8 protein-coding genes are annotated in these 8,391 nt (G+C 53.2%); 7 read left to right on the top strand and 1 reads right to left on the bottom strand.

The window, feature by feature from the left end; all coding sequences use genetic code 11:
- Positions 1-163 precede the first annotated feature (163 nt).
- The gene (locus tag KOR42_RS15125) at positions 164-916 is read right to left on the bottom strand and encodes a class I SAM-dependent methyltransferase (protein ID WP_146510676.1); all 753 of its coding nucleotides are present in this window, start codon (positions 914-916) and stop codon (positions 164-166) included.
- A 180-nt stretch (positions 917-1,096) separates the two neighbouring features.
- Here KOR42_RS15125 and KOR42_RS15120 point away from each other — a divergent pair, with 180 nt between their 5' ends.
- From KOR42_RS15120 to recQ, 7 genes are all read left to right on the top strand, one after another.
- Positions 1,097-1,660 (top strand): hypothetical protein, encoded by a 564-nt coding sequence (locus KOR42_RS15120; protein ID WP_146510675.1) that lies wholly within the window; start codon positions 1,097-1,099, stop codon positions 1,658-1,660.
- A gap of 285 nt (positions 1,661-1,945) precedes the next feature.
- Entirely contained in the window at positions 1,946-2,893 is a 948-nt protein-coding gene (xerD, locus tag KOR42_RS15115) for a site-specific tyrosine recombinase XerD (RefSeq protein ID WP_146510674.1), read from the top strand.
- A 263-nt stretch (positions 2,894-3,156) separates the two neighbouring features.
- Positions 3,157-4,446 carry an outer membrane protein assembly factor BamB family protein gene (locus tag KOR42_RS15110; RefSeq protein WP_146510673.1) on the top strand — a complete coding sequence of 430 codons (1,290 nt, stop codon included), beginning with the start codon at positions 3,157-3,159 and terminating at the stop codon, positions 4,444-4,446.
- 183 nt (positions 4,447-4,629) lie between these two features.
- Positions 4,630-4,866: a thioredoxin family protein gene (locus KOR42_RS15105; RefSeq protein ID WP_231740941.1), complete on the top strand. Its 237-nt coding sequence runs from the start codon at positions 4,630-4,632 to the stop codon at positions 4,864-4,866.
- Complete coding sequence (locus tag KOR42_RS27875; protein ID WP_390620888.1) at positions 4,772-5,014, top strand: thioredoxin family protein; 243 nt, start codon at positions 4,772-4,774, stop codon at positions 5,012-5,014. The genes KOR42_RS15105 and KOR42_RS27875 overlap by 95 nt, the downstream gene beginning before the upstream one ends.
- 51 nt (positions 5,015-5,065) lie before the next feature.
- Complete coding sequence (locus KOR42_RS15095; RefSeq protein WP_146510671.1) at positions 5,066-5,851, top strand: hypothetical protein; 786 nt, start codon at positions 5,066-5,068, stop codon at positions 5,849-5,851.
- Positions 5,852-6,021: 170 nt separating this feature from the next.
- Positions 6,022-8,238 (top strand): DNA helicase RecQ, encoded by a 2,217-nt coding sequence (recQ, locus tag KOR42_RS15090; RefSeq protein WP_146510670.1) that lies wholly within the window; start codon positions 6,022-6,024, stop codon positions 8,236-8,238.
- Positions 8,239-8,391 lie beyond the last annotated feature (153 nt).

Genomic DNA, 8,391 nt, shown 5'->3' with positions numbered 1-8,391 from the left:
GAATCATTTCGATCATCTCCCACTGAAGGTCAGTCAGGTCACTTGGGTACGCTTTTCGAATCGCCTCGGACACCGTGCACTCCTTTGCGTTGATGAACCGCAAAGTGTGAACAAAACCAGACTTTCAAAAAACCTCAGTTTCCGGATAGCCTCTAACTCGTTCTCATGACTTCTGTGCGGTCGATGATCGACGCAGTTCCATGATCTGAAAATCGTTGGATTCTGGCTGTTCAAGTTCATTCAGTTTCGAGTCGAAGACCCGAATTGAGAATCCTTGACTCTGGGCCAATTGATAGAATTTCTCAGACTGATATCGTCCGGGATCGCCGAGCCAGCAGACCCCATTTTCAGAGAGCATCAGGGAGAGCAAGTTCAGGATGACACCATGCAACGGGGCATCATACGTGACTTCACAACCGACGATGGCATCAAACGTCTCGGCAATCGGTTCCCGCCAATCCAATTGAAGCGTCGCAGGGTCTGAAAACCCGTTGCGAACGGCATTCATGCGACACAGATGCAACGAGGTTGGATCATAGTCGCTGAAGGTCACGCGATCTCCTCGCGCCAAGCCCGCCAACCCCACAAGACCAATTCCCGATCCAAGCTCAAGAACCTGTGTTCCAGGTGCCCATGGCGCTTGCGACATCAACTGACTCATTGTAATCGAAGAGGGCCACAGAAACGCCCAATACGGTGTATAGCCGTTTTGCTCATTGGCCTTTAAAACTTCATCGTCATCCAGGAAGAGATCCGGTTGTGAAGGACACAAAACTTCAAGTGTTGTTCCTGAGACGTCAAACTTTCGGTCTTGCCATCCGCCCGGAATCTCCGGAAGCGATTGCAAGTCTGAGGACAACCGAGGGAATGCCGATGGCTGATCGCTTCTCTCCTCGGATTCATTCTGTCGTTCCATTCCCAACACTTCTCTCTTCAAGAAAGCAATTCTTCACTCGACAAACCGCCAACGAGCAAATTTGTCCCGCGTCGATCTCGATGCCGTCGCTTTTATTTTTGGATGCGAATTCGAGTTTCGGACAAGAAAGAAAACAGCACAATCCTCCCGGTGGACGATTCCAGAGAAACGGGAGAGACGATGAGTGACTGGATCTATTATCTGTCGGCGATAGTTCTCCTCATCGCCAATCTCATTGCCTGGGCGGGGATTTTCTACCGTCTGGCAGGGCACTGGATCATTTTCGCAAACTGCCTTCTGTTTATGTCGCTGTTGCCAGCCCGACCGAGTGGGCTTGGATTAGGCTGGTTTGCCATTTGTCTGATCGGCCTGCTGGCTGTGCTCGGAGACTCATTCAATTTCGCCATTCGACGACATTCCCTCTTCCGGGCCACGAAAGACATGACCAGCCGCAGCCGAATCCTCGTCGGCGCTGGTCTTGGAAGTTTGACGTGTGTGATTGCCGGAATGGCTGTTCCCATCATCGGTTCCATGCTTGCCGTTCTGGGAGCTGTCGCGGGTGCGGCAGGAGGTGCGTGGCTGGGCTCTGTCATCACTCCGACAGCGCCGATTCGTGATTCCGCCGATCAAGTCGAGAAGCGACTTCTGACGCGATTCCTCACGGAAGAACAGATCAAGATTCTTCCTAGAGTTGTCTGCGGTGGCTTAATGCTCCTGATCGCCTTTTCTTCCACGTTTGTCTGACCGCTGTAATCGTCGCGAGAAGCAGGACACGTTGAAGTTCCGAGAACTTTCCCGAAGAGGGCATGCGCACTGCAGAAAGACAGAACCGCTTCGGCGTCGAATGCGTCCTGACAGTGTGAACAGGCAGTGCAACACCTCTCGTGTGGCTGACTTTAACAGTTCCGAAAGAGATCGTGGACCACCGCCACACATCGAGTCGAGGTATTCCGCAGGGGCGTTCACAACGTGCCCCAGGAATTTCAGTGAAACTCGTCGTCAAGGAAACTTCTTCCCCAGACATTTGATATGCCTCCTCGTCGCCGTCCCCAACAATCCGCTCCGAGTTCGGTGGAACATCACCTCCATCCTTCCCAGTTTGTCGATGCGTTTCTCTCGTATCTGCAGGCTGAATGCGGAATGTCGCTGAACACGGTGAAGGCGTATAAAAATGACATCGAGCAGTTCGTCACCTGGATGAACAACTCGCACGTTGGATCAGTCCTCGACGTCGATCTCAATGCTCTCTCGCAATTCCTGCAAGCTCTCCATGAACGCAATCTGAAGCCGACGACTATTTCTCGCCGGCTTGTCGCGATCAAAATGTTCTTCCGCTATCTGGTGCTGGAAGGAGTCGTCGCTGAGAGCACCGTCGACTTGATGTCTTCGCCGAAGCTTTGGCAATATCTTCCGACTGTCCTCAGCCCGGAAATGGTTGACCGACTTCTCGATGCTCCATCATGGGAAGACAGCTTCCCCAAACGCGACCGGGCCATTCTCACTGTTCTTTACGCGACTGGTTGCCGTGCATCTGAAGTTGCCGGGATGCAGTTGAGAGACTTGAGACTCGAAGAAAACTATTGCCGGTGCCTCGGAAAAGGAAACAAGGAACGCATCGTCAATCTGAATCCCGTCGCCCGCAAGGCGCTGGACGATTACCTTCATAAGGAACGTCCTCAATTGATCCGTCGACGAGACGCTGACGATCTGTTCGTCACTCGCACCGGACGGGGAGTGACGCGGATTATGATCTGGCACGTCGTGAAGAAGTACGCGAAACGAATCGGGTGCAGCGACAAGATCAGTCCGCATACGCTCCGGCACAGCTTCGCAACTCATATGCTCGCCGGGGGAGCAGAGATTCGTGCACTGCAGGAGATGCTCGGGCACGCCAGCATCCGAACGACTCAAATCTACACGCAAGTGGAACACAGTCGTCTAAAGTCAATTCACACAAAGTGCCATCCACGCGGATAGTGCAAGTTGCTCTGTCCTGTGCACTCGCTTGTGCGGTCTCACTCATCCGAAAGTTGAGTTTGCGGGTGCGAGTCAGTGGAAACCAAATTGAGAATGTTCTGGCCCGATTTCGCGATGCTGACAGGGTAACTTTCTGCTTCGGGCCCTGAAGATTGAGAATCCACAGGCCCGATCACCTTTTCAATTGCGGCCGACTCAATCATAATTGTTGATCTGTTCCACTGATGAACTTTTTGACCGACAGATTGACTCCCGGAGTTTCCATGCGAACACCTTCAATAGCTCTCTCCCTCTTTGCGTTTCCCTTATTGCTCAGCACCGCAGTCATTGCGGAAGACTGGACAAACTGGCGCGGCCCCGGAATCGACGGAACCGTCGACAGCGGAAACTATGCCGTCGAATGGTCCGACGAGGAGAACCTCGCCTGGAGCATCAGCCTGCCAAGCCGAAGTGGTTCCACTCCAATCGTGCTGGGAGACCGAATCTTCGTCTCTTGTACGATCGACGAGAAAAACGGCCTGCTCTGCTTGAACCGTCAAGGAGAGATCCTGTGGCAACAAACGCTCGGGGAAGCCAAAGCCGGAAAACATAAGAAAGCCAGCGCCAGCAACCCTTCTCCAGTTACCGACGGAGAACTTGTTTTCGTCTATTACAAGAACGGCGACTTCGCAGCACTCAACCTTGAGGGGGAAGTTGTCTGGAAGAAAAACCTTCAAGCTGCCTATGGTGAAGACACTCTCTGGTGGGATCTCGGAACATCTCCGGTTCTCACCGAAGACAACGTCGTTATCGCCTGCATGCAAAGTCCGCCCTCCCCTTCTTATCTCGCAGCTTTCGACAAAAAGACGGGTGAAGAAGTCTGGAAAGTCGATCGCGAATTGGGAGCCCCTGAAGAAGCAGCGCAAAGCTACTCAACTCCAGTCGTGACGGAATTCGAGGGACAGGAACAAATCGTGGTTCTCGGGGCCGACTTCGTCACCTGCCACTCTGCACAGAACGGTGAAGAGCTGTGGCGTGTCGGAACATTGAATCCCGAACAGGAACGGTTCTTCCGTTCCATTGCTTCACCAGTGATTACCAACGGGATCGTCATTGCCCCTTACGCCCGAGGAGCCACACTCACTGCAATCCGCATGGGTGGAAGCGGAAACGTGACGGAATCACACGTCCTCTGGACGAAGAAGGATTTTTCATCTGACGTCCCGACGCCTGCCGCGATCGACGGCAAAGTCTTTCTGTGCACAGACAAAGGGCAAGTCGGCTGTATCGACGCCGAGTCAGGCGAAGAACTCTGGAAAGTCGAAACGCCCAAGCATCGCCTCAAATTCAGTTCGTCTCCGATCCTCGCTGGCAACCGGTTGTATCTGGTCCGCGAAGACGCCGTCACATTTGTGGTTGATACCGATCGCAAAAAGATCATCGCGACGAATGAGCTCGGAGATGACGAATTCATCGTCTCGACTCCCGTCTTCACAGATGGGCAAATTCTGATTCGAACATTCGATCACCTCTACTGCATCGGCGGCTCGGCCAAAAAAGTGGTCAAGAACTGAGCGACTCGATGAACGCCCCGGGACTCGCAATCCGAACAATTGGCAAAACCGGAAAAGGTTCTGTTCGATTTGCAGTCGACCGGGAACGACAACTCATTAACGTGATCCTGCGTTGTCAGTGAACCGTAGGTTGGGGCGAATCCATCACCCAACCTCGTTCACCGGCATCCCACAATGAACACAGTGAAACCGCTCCTTGGAATTGCAGGATTTCTGTTGGCACTCGCATTCATTCCACTCCGGAATGCGATGATGTCCCCACCAGACGACTACTGGTTTCAGGCGCGAGTCGTCGATCAGGACGAACCTGTCCTCGTCAAATTCGGTGCCGACTGGTGCCCTCCGTGTGTCGCCATGGACCCGGAAACTTGCCCGGCTGAAATCGCGTTATTCCGGGAAGCTGCACGTCGTCAAAATTAATGTCGACGAGAAACCCCATCTAGCAAAGCACTACGGTGTTTCCGGGATTCCTCGTGTCTTCCTTTTCGATCACGGACGTGTCAAACGATCGCGAACCGGATACGCTTCCCAGGAAGAACTGAGCGAATGGGTCTCTCCTTATCTGTGATCCATTCGCTACGAATCCGAGTCTTCGAGCGTTTCGAATTGAATGTGAAGAATGCCAACAACAGTCCATGGATTCGGAACATCAATCTGCGACGCTCGCGGACACCTTTCGTGGAAATATTCCAGCTCCGGAGACACAACAGACTTCGATGCTGTGGAGTGCTTTTGCATCGCCCATCTCCCGGTCGTTCCGCTCAAAACAGTCCACATTTTCAGAAAATCGGCGACCGGGCAATCGTTCAACTACCTGCAAGTTCCCATTCGCTGGTCCGTGGGCCTCGTGGTTGCAGCGTTTCTTCGACGATGGGCTGTCGTTCCCGTTTTATGCAACACGGGGTTCTTTCTTTTCCTCACATTGGAACTCTATGAGGGCCTTCGCGAATGGAATCGCGAAACACTGCGTCTCCTCGCGATCAGTGCTTCCTTCGGCATTATTTCCTGCCTGATCTGGCCATTGCTCAATTGGCTCGATCGAAGAAATCGCGCCCTGCGGACAGTTTTGGGGCCGAGTCTTTACGGAAGCAGTGACCCCGCGACGTGGACGAGGGAACTTCTGGAAAAAGTGGCCCCGCCCCATCAAATGTTCGCGACGTCCAGCTATGATGAAGCGGTTGACCAACTCCTGCATGAGCGACAATTCGGACGGGCGATGTTGGCAGCCCGTCTCTCGACAGCACTTGAGGAGACCAACCTCGGCGAAAAACTGACCGACAAAATTCTCCGCGATCCGGATGTCGTGAGAAAACTGCAACTCGTCCAGCACGACTCGTCGCTCTGGGCCAGCGAATTCGGACAGGGAATGGTCAACAGCAACGAGACACTCGACCAAATCAACTGATCCCGAGTCCAGTTCTATCTAGATCATTTTCTGTTTTGGTGTGCACTCACTCGCACGAGCAAACTCAGCCATTGACCTGATGAAAAAGCTCAAGCGAGTGCACAGGAAAGAGCAACTTGCTCTAAAGACTCGCAGAACTCAAACTTCCGGAAGTTTTCAAGGCGACACGGATGACTCGCGCTGCGGCAAAATCTGATCAAGCACTGCACTCTCGCAAACAGCTTGCGAAAGTCCTCAAGGACTACTGGGGATACGATTCCTTCCACGAGTTGCAGTTGCCCGCAATGGAGTCTGTCCTCGCAGACCGTGACTCGCTGGTCGTCCTTCCAACCGGTGGCGGGAAATCTCTCTGCTATCAGGCTCCTGCGATGTGCCGCGAAGGGATGGCCATTGTCATTTCACCTTTGATCTCGTTGATGAAAGATCAGGTCGACTCACTCAGAGAGAATGGAATCTCGGCAGCCTTTATCAACAGCACACTCACTGCTCAAGAGAAGTGGGAAATTGCCGACCAGATCAAAGGCAGAGAAATCAAACTTCTCTATTTGGCCCCGGAACGAATTCAGGCGCGTGGCCAACTCACCCGGTTGATTGAATCGGGAAACCCGTCGTTTGTCGCAGTCGATGAAGCCCACTGCGTCAGCCAATGGGGACACGACTTTCGCCCGCATTATCGAGAACTCAAATCGCTGCGAGAATGGTTTCCGGAAATCAGTTTTCATGGTTACACAGCCACAGCAACAAACCGGGTGCGGGCAGACATCATCGAACAACTCGGGCTTCACGAACCGGAAGTTCTGATCGGCCACTTCGATCGGCCGAATCTCTTCTATCGGATCGCCCAGCGAGACAATTTGCTGGAACAGGTTCAAGGGGTGATCGAGAAATTCCCATCACGAGCGGGAGTTATCTACTGCATCAGCCGCAAAGAAGTTGAACGTGTGACGGATCAGCTTCAGTCGCTGGGATATCGGGCTGCGGCGTACCATGCAGGAATGGACGACGCACAACGACAGGCGAATCAGGACGCCTTCATCAAAGACGAAATTCAAATCATCGTCGCGACCGTCGCCTTTGGAATGGGAATCGACAAGCCCGACGTCCGCTTTGTGATCCATATTGGAATTCCCAAAACCCTCGAAAACTATCAACAGGAAACAGGCCGGGCTGGGCGCGACGGATTGAACTCGGAATGCCACCTCTTCTTCGGAGGCAACGACGCCCGAACCTGGAAAAGAATTTTCAGTGACCAGCCGCCGACTCTCCAACAAGCTTCACTTGAGTCGCTGCAAACCGTCGTCGATTTCTGCCATTCCCTCGACTGCCGACACCGGAGTTTGGTGGAACATTTTGGACAGGAACTCCAGGAAGACTGCGGGACCGGATGCGATCACTGCACTGACGGACGAGAGTTCGAACCGGATTCGCTTCGCTACTCTCAGATGATTCTCTCTTCGATCTATCGGCAGGGAGAACAATTCGCCACGAGCTACACCGTTCGAGTGTTACAGGGCCGGGCGGATGACCGAATTCGTCAGAACGCACACGATGAGCTGACGACCTATGGACTTCTCCGCGACAAATCTCAAGAGACCATCAAAGCATGGATTGGCCAACTTGTCAGCCAGGGATTTCTCGGCACTTCAGGAGAGTTCGGAATCCTGAAGATCACGGAAAAAGGCGGAAAACTTCTGCGGGGGGAAGTCGAACCGAGGCTCTCGATGCCAACTCCGAAACGCTCCTCTTCGGCATCTCGAAAAACGTCATCGAAGTCGACCGTCCCTGCCGGGTCCGTAGAACTCTTTGAAGAACTCCGTATCCTCCGCACTCGCATCGCACGGGAGAAATCGGTCGCTCCGTATCTCATCTTCGGAGATGCTGCCTTGCAAGATATGGCATCGAAACTTCCGACAACCGAACAGGAGTTCCTTGAAGTCTCAGGCGTTGGAACCAAGAAGTGCGAGCAATACGGGGAAGAATTCTTGAGCCTGATTCGCAACTCGCTGCAACAGGAATCGTCTCCTTCTGAGGTCGTTGAAGATTCCGAAGAGGGGCAAAATGTTGAACCGTCCCGTCGACCCATCTCACAGGCGAGTCTTCGAGTTTTCCCGCTCTTTGACGAGGGAAAATCGATCGAGCAAGTTTGCGAGGAACTGGGCCGCCAACCGTCCACCGTTGAAAAATACCTCGTCGACTATCTTCGCGCACGGCAGACGACCGATGCGGAACGATGGGTGCGTCCTGAAATCATTAGCACAGTAGAATCTGCACTTGAGGAACTGAAATCTCCCCGCTTGAAGGATCTCTTCGAACACTTTGAAGAGAATATCGACTACACGACACTGCGGATTGTCGTCGAATGTTACCGCAACAAAATGGCAACTTGAGCGTGAAGCGACCTCATCACTTCTCTTCCCGGGCCCGAGTCCGGACCAGTTGACTTGTTGTTCGTCCTGTTGGCGCGTGCAACTTCGTGAAGACAATTTGGCAATGCCCCTTGAAAGCGGGTCATTGCCCGCGAAAGATCCGATACGGTATCG

Origin of the sequence: Thalassoglobus neptunius (assembly GCF_007859735.1) — a bacterium.
Classification (GTDB): Bacteria; Planctomycetota; Planctomycetia; order Planctomycetales; family Planctomycetaceae; genus Thalassoglobus; species Thalassoglobus neptunius.
The sequence above is the reverse complement of the archived record's forward strand: the minus strand, read 5'-3'. Positions and strand labels throughout refer to the sequence as shown.